The 17,883-nt window shown below is 65.7% G+C and carries 14 protein-coding genes; 12 read left to right on the top strand and 2 right to left on the bottom strand.

Annotation, left to right across the window (positions count from 1 at the left end):
* Positions 1-445: 445 nt before the first annotated feature.
* The 4 genes from trkA to hflX all read left to right on the top strand — a co-directional run bounded on the left by trkA (position 446) and on the right by hflX (position 5,082).
* Positions 446-1,822: a Trk system potassium transporter TrkA gene (gene trkA / locus BMI90_RS08845; RefSeq protein ID WP_078528412.1), complete on the top strand. Its 1,377-nt coding sequence runs from the start codon at positions 446-448 to the stop codon at positions 1,820-1,822.
* Between the two features lie 13 nt (positions 1,823-1,835).
* On the top strand, positions 1,836-3,359 hold the full coding sequence (locus tag BMI90_RS08840; RefSeq protein ID WP_078528409.1) for a potassium transporter TrkG: 1,524 nt from the start codon (positions 1,836-1,838) through the stop codon (positions 3,357-3,359).
* Between the two features lie 173 nt (positions 3,360-3,532).
* Positions 3,533-3,766, top strand: a complete 234-nt coding sequence (gene hfq / locus BMI90_RS08835) for an RNA chaperone Hfq (RefSeq protein WP_038060695.1) — start codon at positions 3,533-3,535, stop codon at positions 3,764-3,766.
* Between the two features lie 29 nt (positions 3,767-3,795).
* Entirely contained in the window at positions 3,796-5,082 is a 1,287-nt protein-coding gene (gene hflX / locus BMI90_RS08830) for a GTPase HflX (protein ID WP_078528407.1), read from the top strand.
* 154 nt (positions 5,083-5,236) lie between these two features.
* Here hflX and speB read toward each other — a convergent pair whose 3' ends face one another.
* Entirely contained in the window at positions 5,237-6,208 is a 972-nt protein-coding gene (speB, locus tag BMI90_RS08825) for an agmatinase (protein WP_078528404.1), read from the bottom strand.
* A gap of 120 nt (positions 6,209-6,328) precedes the next feature.
* Between speB and BMI90_RS08820 the strand changes: the two genes are divergently transcribed.
* The 7 genes from BMI90_RS08820 (at position 6,329) to BMI90_RS08790 (ending at position 15,215) form a co-directional block, all read left to right on the top strand.
* Positions 6,329-7,291 (top strand): tellurium resistance protein, encoded by a 963-nt coding sequence (locus BMI90_RS08820; RefSeq protein WP_146671251.1) that lies wholly within the window; start codon positions 6,329-6,331, stop codon positions 7,289-7,291.
* A 122-nt stretch (positions 7,292-7,413) separates the two neighbouring features.
* Complete coding sequence (gene guaB / locus BMI90_RS08815) at positions 7,414-8,862, top strand: IMP dehydrogenase (RefSeq protein WP_078528398.1); 1,449 nt, start codon at positions 7,414-7,416, stop codon at positions 8,860-8,862.
* A gap of 313 nt (positions 8,863-9,175) precedes the next feature.
* A complete protein-coding gene (locus tag BMI90_RS08810; protein WP_168172749.1) occupies positions 9,176-9,658 on the top strand; it encodes a TrgA family protein in 483 nt (160 codons plus the stop codon).
* Positions 9,659-9,739: 81 nt separating this feature from the next.
* Entirely contained in the window at positions 9,740-10,864 is a 1,125-nt protein-coding gene (locus tag BMI90_RS08805) for an NUDIX domain-containing protein (RefSeq protein ID WP_078528392.1), read from the top strand.
* A gap of 70 nt (positions 10,865-10,934) precedes the next feature.
* Positions 10,935-11,966 carry a cysteine synthase A gene (locus tag BMI90_RS08800; protein WP_078528389.1) on the top strand — a complete coding sequence of 344 codons (1,032 nt, stop codon included), beginning with the start codon at positions 10,935-10,937 and terminating at the stop codon, positions 11,964-11,966.
* Complete coding sequence (locus BMI90_RS08795) at positions 11,963-14,485, top strand: DUF3772 domain-containing protein (RefSeq protein WP_078528386.1); 2,523 nt, start codon at positions 11,963-11,965, stop codon at positions 14,483-14,485. Before BMI90_RS08800 ends, BMI90_RS08795 begins: the two co-directional genes overlap by 4 nt.
* A gap of 1 nt (position 14,486) precedes the next feature.
* Positions 14,487-15,215 (top strand): alanyl-tRNA editing protein, encoded by a 729-nt coding sequence (locus BMI90_RS08790; protein WP_078529000.1) that lies wholly within the window; start codon positions 14,487-14,489, stop codon positions 15,213-15,215.
* 156 nt (positions 15,216-15,371) lie between these two features.
* Here BMI90_RS08790 and tyrS read toward each other — a convergent pair whose 3' ends face one another.
* The gene (gene tyrS / locus BMI90_RS08785) at positions 15,372-16,619 is read right to left on the bottom strand and encodes a tyrosine--tRNA ligase (RefSeq protein ID WP_078528383.1); all 1,248 of its coding nucleotides are present in this window, start codon (positions 16,617-16,619) and stop codon (positions 15,372-15,374) included.
* A gap of 59 nt (positions 16,620-16,678) precedes the next feature.
* Between tyrS and BMI90_RS08780 the strand changes: the two genes are divergently transcribed.
* Positions 16,679-17,788, top strand: a complete 1,110-nt coding sequence (locus BMI90_RS08780) for an anhydro-N-acetylmuramic acid kinase (protein ID WP_078528380.1) — start codon at positions 16,679-16,681, stop codon at positions 17,786-17,788.
* Positions 17,789-17,883: the final 95 nt, after the last annotated feature.

The raw sequence follows: 17,883 nt of genomic DNA, 5'->3' as shown, positions 1-17,883 counted from the left end.
CCCTGCTTCCTTGAGTCGTCTCGGCCCGACCCCCTCGGACCGATCACGGGTATTTCACGTCACCGTGCAGGCGCGGCGCAATCTATGAGAAACTATAGGTTCGGCTCTTCTCGGCCGTTCGGGGATCTGTTTCGGATGCGAAAAATGAAATGAAAACAAATCGATGGAGAGGGCTTCTCAAGGCCTCCACCAAACCCGCGCATCCCTGTGGGGTACTGCGCGCCTTTCCGGGATCCCTGCCTTTGCGCGCTCCGCGAACGCGACGCGGGACCGCCGGAACTGACAGCCCCGCCGCCCCCTTCTTCTTGATGAAAATATCTCCGCCGGAGGCAGCGCGCGGGTGACGTAAAATCCACGCTCGGCAGGGCTGCGCACGCTTCTCGTTTGACCCTTCCGGGCAAGGCGGCCTAGATAGGGCCAGAGAAGGGGCGCGGAGTTATTTGCCATGAAGGTCATCATCTGCGGGGCAGGTCAGGTCGGCTGGCAGATCGCACGGCATCTCGCGGGCGAGCGTAACGACGTGACGGTGGTCGATTCGAATCCCGACCTCGTGCGCCGCGCCGCCGATACGCTCGACGTGCAGGGCGTGGTGGGTTTTGCCTCCCATCCCGATATCCTCGAACAGGCAGGCGCGCGCGATTGCGACCTGATGATCGCCGCGACCCATTCCGACGAGGTCAACATGGTGACCTGTCAGGTCGCGATGTCGGTCTTCGGGATCACGCGCAAGATCGCCCGGATCCGGGCGCAGAGCTATCTTCAGGCGCAATATTCCGACCTCTATCGCCGCGATCACCTGCCGATCGACGTGGTGATCAGCCCCGAGCGCGAAGTGGCCGAGGCCGCACTCCAGCGTCTCGCGGCCCCCTCGACCTTCGATACCGAGAGCTTCCTCGACGAAAAATTGCAGCTTCTGGGGATGGAGCTCGATGCTGATTGCCCGGTACTCGACACGCCGCTGCGCCAGCTCACCGACCTGTTCTCGACCCTGCGCGCGCTCGTGGTGGGTATCCGCCGCGAGGGCCGGCTGTTCGCGCCCGAGCCGGGCGATCAGCTCTTTGCCGGCGATCAGATCTACGTCTTCGCCCATATCGATGACGTGACCCGCACGCTCGACATCTTCGGCAAGGCGACCCGCAAGCAGGAGCGCGTGGTGATCATCGGCGGCGGCAATGTGGGGCTTGGCGTCGCGCGCGCGCTCGAGGCGCGCACCGACCGGGTACGCGCGAAGATCATCGAGCGCAACCGTGCCCAGGCCGAACGCGCGGCCGATGCGCTCGACCGCACGATCGTGCTCAATGGCGACGGGATGAGCGCGGAACTGCTCGAGGAAGCCAATATCGAAAGCGCCGATGCGGTGCTGGCCGTCACCGATGACGACAAGACCAATATCCTCGTCTCGGTGCGCGCCAAGCAGGCGGGCTGCAAGATGGCGATCTGTCTGATCAACGACCCGACGCTTGCGCCCTTGCTCTCGGCGCTTGATATCGACGCCTATATCAACCCGCGTGCGACCACCGTGTCCTCGATCCTGCGCCACATCCGCCACGGCCGGGTGCGTGCGATCTACTCGATCGGGGATGCCGAGGCCGAGGTGATCGAGGCGCAGGTCATGGGCACTTCTCCGATGTCGGGCAAGGCGGTGCGCGAGGTGGATTTCCCCGAAGGCGTGCTGCTGGGCGCGATCCGCAAGGGCGACAAGATCGTCAAGCCGCTTGGCAATACCCGCATCGAAGAGGGCGATATCGTCGTGCTCTTCGCGCTGACCCCCGATGTTCCAGAGGTGGAGCGCCTGTTGCAGGTCTCCATCGACTTCTTCTGAGAGCGGGCGGGCGATGGAGCGCGCGATCCGGGCCTTGCCGCTGCCGATCCTTCTGATGGGGGCCTCGGCGCTGGCGATGTATCTGCCTGCGACCCATGCGCTGATTACCCATCACCACCACACCGCGCGCTCGTTCTTTTATTCGGGCACGCTGTTTTTGTTCCTCACCGCGCTGGTGGCGCTGGCCAATGCCGCCAACCCGCGCCCGCGCCGGGCGGGGCGGGCGAGCCTGCTGACGATGCTGGGCGCCTTCACCATCCTGCCCGCGATGCTGGCCGTGCCCTTCGACGTGGCAGTGCCAGATACGAGCTTTTTCAACAGCTGGTGGGAGATGGTCTCGTCCTTCACCACCACGGGCGGGACACTCTACGAGCCCGAGCGGCTGATCGGATCGGTGCATCTGTGGCGCGGGCTGGTCGCGTGGATGGGGGGCTTCTTTATCCTCGTGATGGCGATCGCGGTGCTCGCGCCGATGCGTCTTGGGGGCTTCGAGGTCTTCTTCTCGGGCGGGCCCTCGGGCGCCCCGAGCGCCGCGGCCCCCGCCGCCGACGGGGGCGCCGAGACGTCCGAGCGCATCGCGCATTACGCCGTGACCATCGCGCCGATCTATGCCGGGCTGACGATCCTGCTCTGGGTGGTCTTGCTGATGGCGGGCGACGAGCCGCTGGTGGCGCTGATCCATGCGATGTCGACGCTGTCGACCTCGGGCATCTCGCCGGTGGGCGGGATGCAGGGCACCGGCTCCGGGCTCGCGGGTGAGGCGCTGATCTTCGTCTTCCTTCTGCCCGCGCTCTCGCGCAGGCTTTGGCCCGGCGGGGGGGAACTGCGCGCCTCCGAGCGGCTTGGCAATGATCCCGAATTGCGCCTCGCTGCGGCGCTGGTGCTGATCGTGCCGGCCTTCCTGTTCGTGCGCCACTGGATCGCGGCGCTCGAAGTGCGCATGCCCGCCGATTTCGGGGCGATCTTCAACTCGATCTGGGGCTCGCTTTTCACCTCGCTGTCCTTCCTGACCACCACAGGTTTCGAATCGAGCGCCTGGCACGATGCGCGCGACTGGTCGGGGCTGAGCACGCCGGGGCTGATCCTCGCGGGGCTCGCGATCATCGGCGGGGGGGTCGCCACCACGGCGGGCGGTGTGCGCCTGTTGCGGGTCTATGCGCTCTTGCGCCATGGCGAGCGCGAACTCGACAAGCTGATCTACCCCAATTCGATCGCGGGTGGCGGTTCGATGGCGCGCAGACTGCGCCGGGAGGGCGCCTATATCAGCTGGATTTTCTTCATGCTTTTCGCGATTTCGATCGCGGCGGTGATGATGGCGGTCTCGCTCTTCGGGTTGTCCTTCGAGCCCGCGACGATCCTCACGATCGCGGCGCTCTCGAATACCGGGCCGCTTGCCGGGATCGCGGCGGATGTGCCCCTGAGCTGGGCCCATCTGAGCGACCCGATCAAGGCGATCTTCGCACTGGCGATGGTGCTCGGGCGGCTCGAGACTCTCGCCATCATCGCGCTGTTCAATCCCGAATTCTGGCGCTCGTAAGGTTCCGGATCGAGGGCAAATAAGTTTCCAGATCGTGCGCAAAAAGCCGCCTTGTGCCTAACAATATGTTTTTGGGGCTGGAATCTCCCGCGCGGCGCTGCATACTTGTCAGCAAGAGGGCTGGCCGTGTGGGGCCGCCCGGGACGCGCGACAAGAATAAGGGCAAAAATAAAATGGCTGGCGACAAACAGAACCTGCAAGACGCATTCCTCAACCATGTGCGCAAGACAAAGGTTCCCGTCACGATCTTCCTCATCAACGGGGTGAAGCTGCAAGGCGTTATCACCTGGTTTGACAACTTCTGCGTGTTGTTGCGTCGTGACGGGCAATCGCAGCTGGTCTACAAGCATGCGATCTCCACGATCATGCCGGGCCAGCCGATCTCGCTCTACGAAGGCGACGATTGAGCGACATCGCGGCCTGAGCGAACCGCATCTTGAGCGAGACGAATTCCACCGAGACGCCCGAAACGCGGGCCTACGTCATCCATCCCGACATTCCGTCGCGAGAGGGCCAGCGGCACTTGCCCGAATTCGCGCTGGCCGAGGCGGTTTCGCTGGCGGCCGCGCTGCCGCATCTGGAGGTCGTGGGTTCCGAGATCGCGAAGCTCAGAAAACCCGAGCCGGGGCATCTTTTCGGCTCGGGAAAACTTGCCGAGATCAAGGAGCGGCTCGAGGCGAGCGAAGTCGATCTGGTGCTGATCGACGGGCCGGTGACGCCCGTGCAGCAGCGCAACCTGGAAAAGGAATGGGGGGTGAAGCTCCTCGACCGGACCGGGCTTATCCTCGAGATCTTCGCCGATCGCGCGCGCACCCGTGAAGGTGTGTTGCAGGTGGAACTGGCGGCGCTGAGCTATCAGCGCACCCGGCTGGTGCGCGCCTGGACCCACCTCGAGCGTCAGCGCGGCGGTCTTGGTTTCGTCGGCGGTCCCGGCGAGACCCAGATCGAGGCCGACCGCCGTGCCATCGACGAACAGATCGTGCGCCTGCGCCGCCAGCTCGCCAAGGTCGTGAAGACCCGCGAGCTGCACCGCGCCGCTCGCCGCAAGGTGCCGTTCCCGATCGTCGCGCTGGTAGGCTATACCAACGCCGGAAAGTCCACCCTTTTCAACCGCGTAACCGGCGCGGACGTGCTGGCCAAGGACATGCTCTTCGCCACGCTCGACCCGACGATGCGCGGCCTCACGTTGCCCTCGGGTCGCAAGGTGATCCTGTCCGATACGGTGGGCTTCATCTCGGATTTGCCGACCCAGCTCGTCGCGGCCTTCCGCGCGACGCTCGAAGAGGTCCTGGAAGCCGATCTGATCTTGCATGTGCGCGACATCTCGCATCCCGAGACCGAGGAACAGGCGCAGGACGTGAACGACATCCTCGCCAAGCTGGGCGTCGCCAAGGACGTGCCGCTGATCGAGGTCTGGAACAAGATCGACGCAGTCCCGCCCGAGCCGCGCGCGGCACTTCTGGTGCAGGAAAGCCGCGAACCCGATCTTCAGGCGATCTCGGCGCTCACCGGCGAGGGGATATCGGGACTGCTGGGCGCGATCGACGACAAGCTCGCCGAGGAGCGCTTCATCGAAGAGATCGCACTGCCCTTCGCCGAAGGCCGCAAGCGCGCCTGGCTGCACGAGCAGAACGTCGTGCGCACGGAGCGCCAGACCGATGACGGCTGGTCCTTCGAGGTGGAATGGTCGGGCAGCCAACGCAGCCGTTTCCGCGCGCTTTGAGGGGGCAGGGGCGCTGCCCCTCTTGGCTGCGCCAATTCACCCCGAGATATTTTCGTCAAGAAGAAGGGGCGGGCCTTCTTCTTGATTTAAATATCTCCGCCGGAGGCATCCGGCCGTGCCACGAGCGCTCGGGTCGGGGCGCGCACGGTGCGTCTCAACGGGTGGCGCGGGCGTGAAAGATGAAACCGAGAAAATTCAGCAGAACCTGGGCCGCGAGGATCGGGGTCGTGCCGCTCGGGTCGTAATCGGGGGCGACCTCGACCAGATCGATGCCCACGACCTCGTGGCGCTTCGCGATCCCCTGCAGGATTTCGAGCACTTCGTAGTAGAGGAACCCGCCATGGCTGGGCGTCCCGGTGCCCGGTGCGATCGAGGGGTCGAACCCGTCGATGTCGATCGTGACATAGATCCGTGCGCCCTCGGGGATGCGCCCCAGCACGCCTTCGGTGCCGAGCTTGCGCACCTGACGAACGCTGAGGAAATCGTCGCCCATGGCGCGGGCCGCGTCATAGCCGTCCTTCGCGGTCGAGGAGACGTTGCGGATGCCGAGCGCGGTGATGCCCGAGACGTAATCCTTTTCAGCCGCGCGGCGCATCGGGTTGCCATGGCCTTGCGTGACGCCGTGGCGCTCATCGACGAAGTCGAGATGGGCGTCGATCTGGACGATATGGATGGGACCCTTCTCGGCGCAATTCTCGGCGAAGGCGCGGATGCAGGGGATGTTGACCGAGTGATCGCCTCCGATCACCACCGGCAACGCGCCGGCGGCAAGCATCGCGCGCACGCCGGTCTCGATATTGGCATGGCTGCGCCCGGTATCGGTGTGAACGATATCGGCATCCCCGATATCGACGATCGTTACCTCGGGGCCGAGATAGGTCGCGTCGTCCTCGTGGTCGTAGGCGCCCGCATGGCCGAAGGAGAAAAGCGTCGAGGCCTCGCGTACCGACCGCGGGCCGAAGCGCGCACCGGCGCGGAATTGGGTGCCGCTGTCAAAGGGGGCGCCCATCACGGCGATATCGGCCTCGATCTTGTCCCAGTCGGCCACGTAGTCGCGCTTGCCGAAGGTCGAGATCCCCACGAAGGGGAGGTTGAGCCGCCCGGTCTCGTAGCCATGCCCCGCCATTCTCGCCACCTTTCATGTCCGATGTCGTCTGGAGCGACAGCTTTTCGCCCTGCGGGAAATATTGCAAGCGCCCGTTTTGCGGGGATAAGACTGGTGCGACGCTCAGAGAGGAAACCGCCCATGTCCTTCGCCCCGCCCAAGATGACGCCCAAGGGCCTGTTTCGCCGCACGCCACCGGCGATGTTCCCACCGGTGCTGGGGCTGATGGGGCTGGGGATCGCGTGGCGGCGCGGCGTGCGCGAATTTGCGCTGCCGCCGGATCTGGCCGAGCTGTTTCTTGGCGCGGTCACGCTGCTCGCTCTGTTCACGCTTCTGGCCTATGTCGCGAAGGTCGCCCGCCGTCCGGGGGTGGTGACCGAGGATCTGCGCATCCTGCCGGGGCGGGCGGGCCTCGCGGCGGGGGTGTTGGTGATCTATCTCGTGGCGGCCGCGCTGGCGCCTTACGGGGCGGTGGCGGTGGCCCTGTTCTGGCTGGCTGTCGCGGTGCATCTGGGCTTCAGCGCGATGGTGATCTACGTGCTGGCCACGGGCCCCGCCGAGCAGCGCCGGGTCAATCCGACCTGGCAACTGACCTTCTCGGGCTGGATCGTCGGTGCGGTCGCGGCGCAGGCGCTGGGGCTGGTGCAACCCGCGCTCGCGATGTTCTGGGTGGCCTTCGGCGCGGCGGTGGGGATCTGGCTTGCCTCGATCAACCAGTTCGCCCGCGAGAAAGTGCCCGCGCCGCTGCGCCCGCTGCTTGCGATCCATCTCGCGCCGGCGGCCCTTCTGGGCACGGTCGCGACCGGGTTCGACGCGGTCGGGATCGCGCAGGTGATGGCCGGTCTCGCGGGGCTTTACGCGCTCGTTCTTCTCGTGTCGATCCGCTGGTTGCTTGAGGGTGGTTTCAGTCCGCTCTGGGGCGCGTTCACCTTCCCGGTGACGGCGCTTGCGGGGTGCTGGCTCGCACAGGGCGGGCCCTGGGTGATGCCGGGGGCGGTCATGCTGATCGCGGCGACCCTGATCGTCATTCCGATCGCGATCCGGGTGTTCAAGCTCTGGGCCAAGGGGCAGCTCGCGATGAAGACCAACGCGGCCATCGCCTGAGGGCTGCCAGCGGGGCCGGGTCGGAGCGTCTGCACAACGGGTTGCGCGCCTTGGGGGTTGCCTTCGTGCCATTTGCGTGAAACAGGGAACTGCCAAACGCATCTGGACACCGGAGACCCCCCATGCAGATTCGCGAGGCACTCACCTTCGACGACGTACTTCTTGTTCCCGCGGCTTCTTCGGTGCTGCCCGCGACGGCCGATGTCTCGACCTATGTGACCAAGCAGATCAAGCTCAACATCCCGCTTTTGTCCTCGGCAATGGACACTGTGACCGAGGCGCGCATGGCGATCGCCATGGCGCAGGCGGGCGGTATGGGCGTGATTCACAAGAACCTTTCGGTGACCGAGCAATCCGACGAGGTGCGCCGGGTGAAGCGGTTCGAGAGCGGGATCGTCTATAACCCGATCACGCTGCGTCCCGACCAGACGCTGGCCGACGCCAAGGCGCTGAGCGAGCGCTTCGGCTTCTCGGGCTTCCCGGTTGTCGACGAGAACCGCCGCGTGGTGGGGATCGTGACCAACCGCGACATGCGGTTTGCGCAAAAGGACGACACGCCCGTTTCGGTGATGATGACCAAGGACCGGCTCGCGATCCTGCAAGAGCCCGCGGACCGCGCCGAGGCAATCGCGATGATGCGCGAGCGCCGGATCGAGAAGCTTCTGGTCACCGATGCGAGCGGCAAGCTGACCGGGCTTCTGACCCTGCGCGACAGCGAGCAATCGGTGCTCAACCCGACCGCCTGCAAGGACGAGCTGGGTCGTCTGCGCGTGGCGGCCGCGACCTCGGTGGGCGATGCGGGCTTCGAGCGTTCCGAGGCGTTGATCGATGCGGGCGTCGATATCGTCGTCGTGGACACCGCCCATGGCCACAGCCAGGGCGTGATCGAGGCTGTCGAGCGGATCAAGAAACTGTCCGCCAAGACGCAGGTGATCGCCGGCAACGTGGCCACGGCCGAAGCCACGAAGGCGCTGATCGACGCGGGTGCGGATGCGGTGAAGGTCGGCATCGGGCCGGGCTCGATCTGCACCACCCGGATCGTTGCGGGCGTGGGCGTGCCCCAGCTTACCGCGATCATGGATGCGGCTGCCGCTGCGGGTGACATCCCGATCATCGCCGATGGCGGGATCAAATTCTCGGGCGATTTCGCCAAGGCCATCGCGGCGGGCGCGAGCTGCGCCATGGTCGGCTCGGCCATCGCCGGAACCGACGAAAGCCCCGGCGAGGTCATCCTCTACCAGGGCCGCTCCTACAAGAGCTATCGCGGCATGGGCTCGCTGGGCGCGATGGCGCGCGGCTCGGCCGACCGTTATTTCCAGAAGGACGCGGCGAATGACAAGCTCGTGCCCGAGGGGATCGAGGGTCAGGTTCCCTACAAGGGGCCGGCGGGTGCGGTGATCCACCAGCTCGTGGGCGGTCTGCGCGCGGCGATGGGCTATACCGGCAACGGCTCGATCGCCGATATGCGCGGCGGCTGCAACTTCGTGAAGATCACCGGTTCGGGGCTCAAGGAAAGCCACGTCCACGACGTGCAGATCACGCGGGAATCGCCGAACTACCGCATCGGCTGACACGGTCGCGCGATCCGATCAAGGAACATGGGCGCGCCTTCTTCGCGGGAGGCGCGCCGTTTTTCTTTCGACCAAGGGATGAACGTGGCAGCGGCACCTGATCGGGCCTTGGCAGGCGTCAAAAATCGAGAACGGCCAACCGCTTGCCGCGATCAGTGCCAAGGATGCCCCCGGAATGGTGCGAGGGGGGCGGCGGTGCGGTGATCTCGCGCCGTTTGCCGCTACGTCACTCGCCATAGTTTCGCCTAACTTGTTCGTTAACTCTGAGCGCTACGAACTGAACAGCCTCGTGTCGAGGAATGAGGAAACAATGATGCAGCGCGTTGTCGTCCGCAATTCGCAAGTCCAGATCCCGACGATGTCGAAGCTCTTCGCGGGGCTGGCTCTCGCGGCGGCGGGGTTCTTTGCTGCACAGGGCATCGTTCCCATGATACCCGCCGGGACCGATGGGGCGGAAGAGCTTCCGCTGATCATGGCTTCCTTCGGGCTGATGTTCGGCTGGCGCGTCGTGGGCGTTCGTCCGGGGCGGCGCTGGGTCGATGCGTGCAATGACGGCCTGCGCGGCGCGATCTACCTGCTGGCGGCGACATTCGCCTTTCTCGGCACGATCCAGATGTTCAAGCTCGCGGTCCGGATGCGCTACGATGACGTTCTCTCGGCGATTACCGACGTGGCCGGACAAGGCATCGGGATCGGACTGGCTTCGTTGAGCCTGCAACCCATTCTGACTCTCGGGATCGGCGCGATGCTCGCCGGTGTGCTCTCCGAATACGGCCATCGCCGCTTCGGGCGCTGATCTCCATCGCTTGACATCCCCGGCCGCTTCCGCAGGCTGTGCCGCGCCGCGCAAATCGCGCGGCGTTTGCTTTGGACTGTGATGATACGCCATTTCTTCTACGGAACGCTCTGCCACCCGCCACTTCTGGAAGCCGTGATCGGTCGTGTTCCCGCGCTGCGCCCCGCGCGCCTGCCGGGCTTTGCGGTCCATGAGGCCTGCCGCGACGGGCAGGGGCTGGGCTTTCCGATCCTCCGGCCCGAAGAGGGGGCCGCGGCGCAGGGGCTTCTGGTGGATCTGACCGCGTCCGAGGCGGACCGGATTGCGTGGTATGAGGCGGGCTATGACGCCGTCGAACGCGAGGTGTCGACTGCGCAGGGGCCGCGCCTGGCCAAGCTCTGGTTGCCGCAGGCGGGGCGCTGGGAGATTGGCGCGCCCTGGACGCTCTCGGACTGGGCGCCGAAATGGGCTGCGCTCAAGACGGAAGGCGCGCGGCGCTTCATCGCAGAGGCCGAGGCGATCGGACCCGAGCGCGCCAATGCTCGTTACCACGCCATCCTCGTGCGCGCGGCCTCGACCCTGCGTGCGCGCGCCGAGCCGATGCCGCAGGCGTTACGCCGTTCCGTGACCGGGGCGGACCTGAAGATCGAGGCGCAATCGGTTGGCTACGCGAAGTTTTTTGCCGTTGAGGATTACGATCTGAGCCACCGCCTCTTCGCAGGCGGGATGAGCGAGAAGCTCGACCGTGCCGCGTTCATTTCCGGCGATGCGACCGTCGTTCTGCCTTATGATCCGAAACGCGACCGGGTGTTGCTGGTCGAGCAGTTTCGCACCGGGCCGCTCGCGCGCGGCGAGCCCAACCCATGGATGATCGAGGCGATCGCGGGGCGCGTCGATCCCGGCGAGACGCCCGAACAGGCGGCTTTGCGCGAAGCCGGTGAGGAGGCGGGGATCACCATCGAGCGCCTGATCGAGGCGCCGCGCTATTATCCGTCGCCGGGCGCAAAATCGGAGTTCATCTATTCCTATATCGGCATTGCCGACCTGCCCGATGGCGCCGGCGCGCCCGGTGGGGTGGCGGACGAGGGCGAGGATATCCGCCCGCATCTTCTGTCCTTCGAGGCGCTTCTCGGGCTTGTGAATACGGGTGAGGCGGGCAATGCGCCGCTGATTCTTCTCACGCTCTGGCTCGACCGGATGCGCGATCGCCTTCGCGCCGAGGCTTGAGGTGCGCCGCCCGGCGGCCTAAGTCTGGATCCAACGGCCCCGATACGGGGCGCGCGAAGGGAGAGTGGAGATGCGCATCAGTGAGGATCTGGCGGCGGCGATCGGGAATACACCGCTTATCAAGCTCAGGAAGGCCTCCGAGGCGACGGGGTGCACGATCCTCGGCAAGGCCGAATTCCTCAATCCGGGCCAGTCGGTAAAGGACCGCGCGGCGCTCTACATCATCCGCGACGCGATCCGGCGCGGAGAACTGGCCCCCGGCGGCACGATCGTCGAAGGCACGGCCGGGAATACCGGGATCGGGCTGGCGCTCGTGGGCTCTTCGATGGGGTTCCGCTCGGTGATCGTGATCCCCGAGACGCAGAGCCAGGAAAAGAAGGACATGCTGCGGCTGGCAGGTGCCGAGCTGGTGCAGGTTCCGGCCGCGCCTTATCGCAACCCCAACAATTACGTGCGCTATTCCGAGCGGCTGGCGAAGGAGATCGCCAAGACCGACCCGAACGGCGCGATCTGGGCGAACCAGTTCGACAATACCGCGAACCGTCAGGCTCATATCGAGACCACAGGGCCAGAAATCTGGGACCAGACCGGCGGCAAGGTGGACGGGTTCATCTGCTCGGTCGGCTCGGGCGGCACCTTCGCGGGGGCGGGCCTTGCGCTTCAGCCCAAGGGCGTGAAGATCGCGCTGGCCGATCCCGATGGCGCGGCGCTGCACAGCTTCTACACCACCGGCGAACTTGTCTCGCAGGGCTCCTCGATCACCGAAGGGATCGGGCAGGGGCGCATCACGGCGAATCTGGAAGGCTTCACCCCGGACATGAGCTTCAACATTCCCGACACCGAGGCTTTGCCGATCGTGTTCGATCTGCTCTCCGAAGAAGGTCTGTGCCTGGGCGGCTCGTCGGGCATCAACGTCGCGGGTGCGATCCGGATGGCGCAAGAAATGGGGCCGGGGCACACGATCGTGACGGTGCTGTGCGATTATGGCACGCGCTACCAGTCCAAGCTCTACAACCCCGATTTCCTCAAGGGCAAGGCGCTGCCGGTGCCGGAATGGCTCGACCGTGCGCCGCGTGACGTCCCGGAGGTCTTCGCGGAATGATCCTGCGCGTGACCCGCCTTCTGTTGCTGGTGCTTGCGCTGGCCCTGCCGGTGCTGGCGCAGGCGCAGACCAGCGCACCGCTTGATTATGCCGCGTGGGACAAGCTCGCCTCGCGCGCCGAAACGATGGTGCAGGACGACAGCGCGGCAGAGGCGGCCTTTGACGATATCCGCAATACGCTGACCGACTGGCGCGCGAAGTTCCAGCAGGCCGAGAGCACGAATGCGACGCAGATTTCGACGGTGAAGGCGCAGATCGACGCGCTCGGTCCTGCCCCCAAGGAGGGCGAGACCGAGGATCAGGCGATCGCCGAGCGGCGCAAGGCGCTCAATGACCAGCTTGCGCAGTTGCAGGCGCCCGGGATCCGCGCCACCGAGGCCGCGAGCCGCGCCGACAGCATCATCGCCAATATCGACAGGCTGCTCCGGGCGCGCCAGACCGACAAACTGATGCGGCTCACGCCCTCTCCGCTCAACCCCATCAATTGGCCCGCGGGGATCAAGGTGCTCTCGGGGCTGGGAGGCGCGCTGGCCTCCGAGATGAGGGCGCAGCTCGAAAAACCCGACCCCTATGCGACCGCGCGAGACCGGGCGCCGGTGATCGTGGGATTGTTGCTGGTCGCGCTGGTTCTGGTTGCGCGCGGACGGCGCTGGATCATGAAACTGGCCGATCTGATCGAGAAGCGGCTCGCGTGGCGCACGCAGCGAGTGACCGACTTCCTCGTCTCCATCGGTCAGATCACGCTGCCGATCGTCGGTGTGACGCTCCTTGTGACGGCGCTGATCCAGACCGCGCTATTCGGCACGCGCTGGACCGAGTTCCTGATGGCGGTGGGGGCGGTCGTTTCGGCCTTCTTCGCGGCGATCTGGCTGGCGGGGAGGGTCTTCCCTCGCAATGACCGCCAGTCCGCGCCCTTCACGCTGCAACCCGAACGGCGCCGCGAAGGACGGCTGCTCACGGTATCGCTCGCGGTTCTCGCCGCCATGCAGGGCCCGTTCGGCGATTGGGTGGTCAAGCGCGGCGAGGCGGCGCTCGATACCGGTGCCACGACCTCCGAGGCAGTCGACTCGGTCGGCAAGCTGCTCGATGCGGGGTTCGGCGTGCTTGCCTTCCCGCTTCAGGTGCTGGCCGCTATCCTTCTGTTCCGCTTCGGCCAGTTGCTGCGGCGCCACCTGCGTAACGAGACCAGCGCGAGCGAGGAAAGCGCCTTCCGCGATCGTCTCGTGGGGCTTCTGGGCAATACGTTGATCGTGGTTTCCGTGATCGCGCCGGTTCTTGGCGGGATCGGGTATGTGAACGCGGCAAACGCGCTGATCTGGCCGACGATCATGACACTGGGGCTGATCGCTCTGGTGTTGGTGCTGCATCTCTTCCTGACCGATCTCTATGTCTTCATCACCCGGCGCAACGACGAAGGGCGCGAGTCGCTGACCCCGACGCTGATCGGCTTCCTGCTGGGCCTCGCAGCGCTTCCCTTCGCGGCGCTGATCTGGGGGGCGCGCTCCTCCGATCTGCTGGAGCTGTGGACGCGGTTCCGCAACGGGATGTCGCTCGGCGGTGTGACGATCTCTCCCGGTGTCTTCCTGACCTTCGCGATCATCTTCGTGATCGGCCTGATGGTCACGCGGCTGCTGCAAGGCGCGCTCAAGGCGTCGCTTCTGCCCAAGACGAAAATCGACAAGGGCGGCCAGAACGCGATCATTTCCGGCGTCGGCTATATGGGGATCTTCCTTGCCGCGGTGATCTCCATTTCCGCTGCCGGGATCGATCTGAGCTCGCTCGCCATCGTCGCGGGCGCGCTCTCGGTCGGGGTAGGTTTTGGCCTGCAGACCATCGTGCAGAACTTCGTCTCGGGCATCATCCTGCTCATCGAGCGTCCGATCTCGGAGGGTGACTGGATCGAGGTCGGCGGTCAGATGGGCGTCGTAAAGGCGATCTCGGTGCGCTCGACACGGATCGAGACCTTCGATCGCACCGAGGTCATCGTGCCCAATGCCGACCTGATCGCGGGGCAGGTGACGAACTGGACGCGCGGCAATCTCACGGGGCGGCTGATCCTGCCGGTGGGCGTGGCCTATGGAACTGACACCCGCAAGGTCGAGGAGATCCTGCTTGAGATCGCGAAGAACCAGTCTCTGGTGATGATGAACCCCGAGCCGACGGTGATCTTCAACGGCTTCGGCGCGGACAGTCTCGATTTCGAGGTACGGGTCATCCTGTCGGATGTGAATTTCATCATGCGGGTGAAATCCGAGATGAACCACGAGATCAATCAACGCTTCACCGAGGCCGGGATCGAGATCCCCTTCGCGCAACGCGACGTCTGGCTGCGCAATCCCGAGGTTTTGCAGGGCGCTACGGCGAAACCCGAACCCGAGCCCGAACCGGAAACGGCACCGGACATGGCGGACAAGACGCCCCATCCCGTGACGCGCGAGGATCTGGGAACGCCCCAGCCCGGCGAAGGGATGGAAGGCGTCCAACAACAGGATGGAGGGTCCGATGGAGGAGATCGTTGAGATGCCCGAGGCGCAAAGTTTCCGGGTTCACCCCTATGCGCGTGACCTCGAGACTCGCGTGACGGGGCTGACCGAGGAAGGCGGCATCTATTGCGCGGATTCGATCTTCTATCCCACCGGCGGCGGCCAGCCCGGCGATAGCGGGCGGCTGCGCTGGGAGGGCGGTGAAATCGAGATCGCCACGGCCGTGAAGGCCGAGCCGGGCGCGCCGGGGGCGGTGATCCTCGTGCCCGCCGAACCGCAGCCCCTGCCGCCCGTCGGGACGCTGGTGCATCAGGAGATCGACTGGGAGCGACGTCACCGTCACATGCGCGTCCACACCGCGCTACACCTTCTCTCGGTCGCGATCCCGCTGCCGGTGACGGGCGGGCAGATCGGCGCGGAAAAGGGACGGCTCGATTTCGATATGCCCGAGAAGCCCGAGGATCTCGAGGCGATCGAGCGCCAGCTCAACGATTGGGTGGCGCGCGACCTCAAGGTGACCGAACAATGGATCACCGACGAGGAGCTGGAGGCTCAGCCCGAACTGGTGAAGACGATGTCGGTCGCCCCGCCGACGGGTCAGGGCTGGGTGCGGCTGATCGCGATCGGCGAGGGGGCGGATCGTATCGACCTTCAGCCCTGCGGCGGCACCCATGTCGCCTCGACCCGCGAGATCGGGCCTCTCAAGATCGGCAAGATCGAGAAGAAGGGCAAGCTCAACCGGCGGGTCCATCTGCATCTGGCCTGAGGGCCGGGGACCGGGCAGGGGGCGCTGCCCCCTCTGGCTGCGCCATTCACCCCCGAGATATTTTCATCAAGAAGAAGGGGGAGAGGTGTTTGCGCGCCCCCGGAGTGGTGGCGGCGCGCAGGTGTTTGGATGTGACGCCTGGGTGGGGCGCGGGTCTCAGCCGAGCTCGACCAGCGCGTGGCGTTTCTTGCCGGCGGAGAGCTTCACCGGTTTCGCCAGGTCGGCGGCGGCGAACATGCGGCCCGCATCGGTGCAGGTCTCGTCATCGACCTTGAGCCCGCCTTCCGCGATCAGGCGCTTGCCGTCCTTGCCCGATTTCGCGAGCCCTGAGCGCACGACGAGTTGCGCAAGCGAGATGCCCTCGCCGAGTTCGCCCGCATCGAGGGTCAGGGTGGGCAGGTCATCGCCCACGCCACCTTTCTCGAAGACCTCGCGCGCGGTGGCCTCGGCCGCCTCGGCCGCTGCGCGGCCGTGGCACAGCGCCGTGACCTCGTTGGCGAGGATGATCTTGGCGTCGTTGATCTCCGAGCCCTCGAGCGCGCCGAGGCGGTCGCATTCCTCGATGGGCAGCTCGGTATAGAGCTTGAGGAAGCGGCCGACATCGGCATCGGTCGTGTTGCGCCAGAACTGCCAGAACTCGTAGGAGCTGAGCATATCCTCGTTGAGCCAGATCGCTCCGCTCGCCGATTTACCCATCTTCTTGCCGTCCGAGGTGGTCAGGAGCGGCGAGGTCAGGCCGAAGATTTCCTGATCGAGAACGCGGCGCGTGAGATCAATCCCGTTGACGATATTGCCCCACTGATCCGAGCCACCCATCTGCAGGAGGCAGCCATAACGGCGGTTCAGCTCCAGGAAGTCATAGGCCTGCAGGATCATGTAGTTGAATTCGAGGAAGCTGAGGCTCTGCTCGCGGTCGAGACGCGATTTCACGCTCTCGAACGACAGCATCCGGTTGACCGAGAAATGCCGCCCGATATCGCGCAGGAAATCGAGGTAGTTCAGCCCGTCGAGCCACTCGGCGTTATTGAGCATCAGCGCCGGCGTCTCGGCCTCGTAATCGAGGTATTTCGCGAAGACCTGCTTGATGCCCGCGATATTGTCGTCGATCTGATCGGGCGTCAGCAGCGGGCGCTCATCGGCGCGGAAGGAGGGGTCACCCACCTTCGTCGTGCCGCCGCCCATCAGCGTGATCGGCTGGTGGCCGGTCTTTTGCAGCCAGCGCAGCATCATGATCTGGATCAGCGAGCCCACGTGCAGCGATTTCGCCGTCGCATCGAAGCCGATATAGCCCGGCACGGTGCCTTTGACCAAAGCCTCGTCCAGCCCCTGATAATCGGTGCAGTCGGCCAGAAAGCCCCGCTCGATCATCACGCGCATGAAGTCTGATTTCGGATGGTAGGTCATCGTGCTTGTTCCTTTTCGCTGCACGTGCATATATCGGGACAGGCGGCGAGAGGGAAGCCATGTTGAAATCCGGGCCGGTCTGGGCAGCAGGTGCCATGTCGGGCACGTCTCTGGACGGTGTGGATGCGGCGCTCGTGCTGACCGATGGGGCGCGGATCCTCGATTTCGGCCGCTCCGATTACCGCCCCTATACCGAGAGCGAACGCGCAGCCCTTCACGCAGCGCTTGGCCGCTGGCCGGGCGAGGCCGGGGTCGATGAGGCGGCCGAGGTGGTCGAGACCGCCCATGCCGAGCTTCTCAGCGGGCTGGGCGAGGCGCGTCTGATCGGCTTTCACGGACAGACGCTCGCGCATGATCCCGAGGGGCGCCAAGGCCCGCGCCGCACCCATCAGGCGGGCGACGGCACGGTGCTGGCCGAGGTTCTGGGCAAACCGGTGGTGTGGGACTTCCGCTCGATGGATGTCGAGATGGGCGGGCAGGGCGCGCCGCTTGCGCCGTTTTTCCATTTCGCCTGCGCAAAGCATGCGGGGCTCGAGGCGCCGGTGGTGTTTCTCAATCTCGGCGGCGTCGGCAATGTGAGCTGGATCGATCCCCGCCAGCCGAGCGCGGAAGTGCCGGGCGCGGTGCTGGCCTTCGATACAGGCCCCGCGAATGCGCCGATCAACGACCTGATCCGGTTGCGGCTGAAGGGAGAATTCGACGCCGGGGGCGAGCTTGCGCTTCAGGGGCAGGTGGACGAGGGCGTGCTCGAGACCTTCCTCGGCCATCCGTTCTTCCTGCGTATGCCACCCAAATCGCTCGACCGAAACGATTTCCACGACATTCTGACGCTGGTGAGCGCGCTCGATGACGCCGATGCGGCCGCGACGCTGACGGCCTGTGCCGCCGCCGCCGTGGCGCGCGGGGGGGAGCATTACCCCGCGCCCCCCGCCGCGATTTACGTGACCGGTGGCGGGCGGCTCAATCAGGCGCTGATGGTGGCGCTTCAATCGCGGATCAACTGCCCGGTCCAGCCGGTCGAGGATATCGGGCTCGACGGGGACATGCTCGAAGCGCAGGCTTTCGCCTATCTCGCGGTGCGCGTGGCGCGCGGGATGCCGACCTCCGGGCCTTCGACGACCGGGGTCGCGGCGCTGATCGGCGGAGGCAAGATCTCGCAGCCCGACTGAGCGGACCGACTGGGTGGCCTGACTGGCTCGCCTTTGCCGGGAGGCGGCGGATTTGACCGCGATCATGGTTTCTTTCCCCAGATGTGCCTAATCTG

Source organism: Thioclava sp. L04-15 (genome assembly GCF_002020275.1).
GTDB classification, from domain to species: domain Bacteria; phylum Pseudomonadota; class Alphaproteobacteria; order Rhodobacterales; family Rhodobacteraceae; genus Thioclava; species Thioclava marina.
This window is presented reverse-complemented; position numbering and strand designations above follow the sequence as displayed.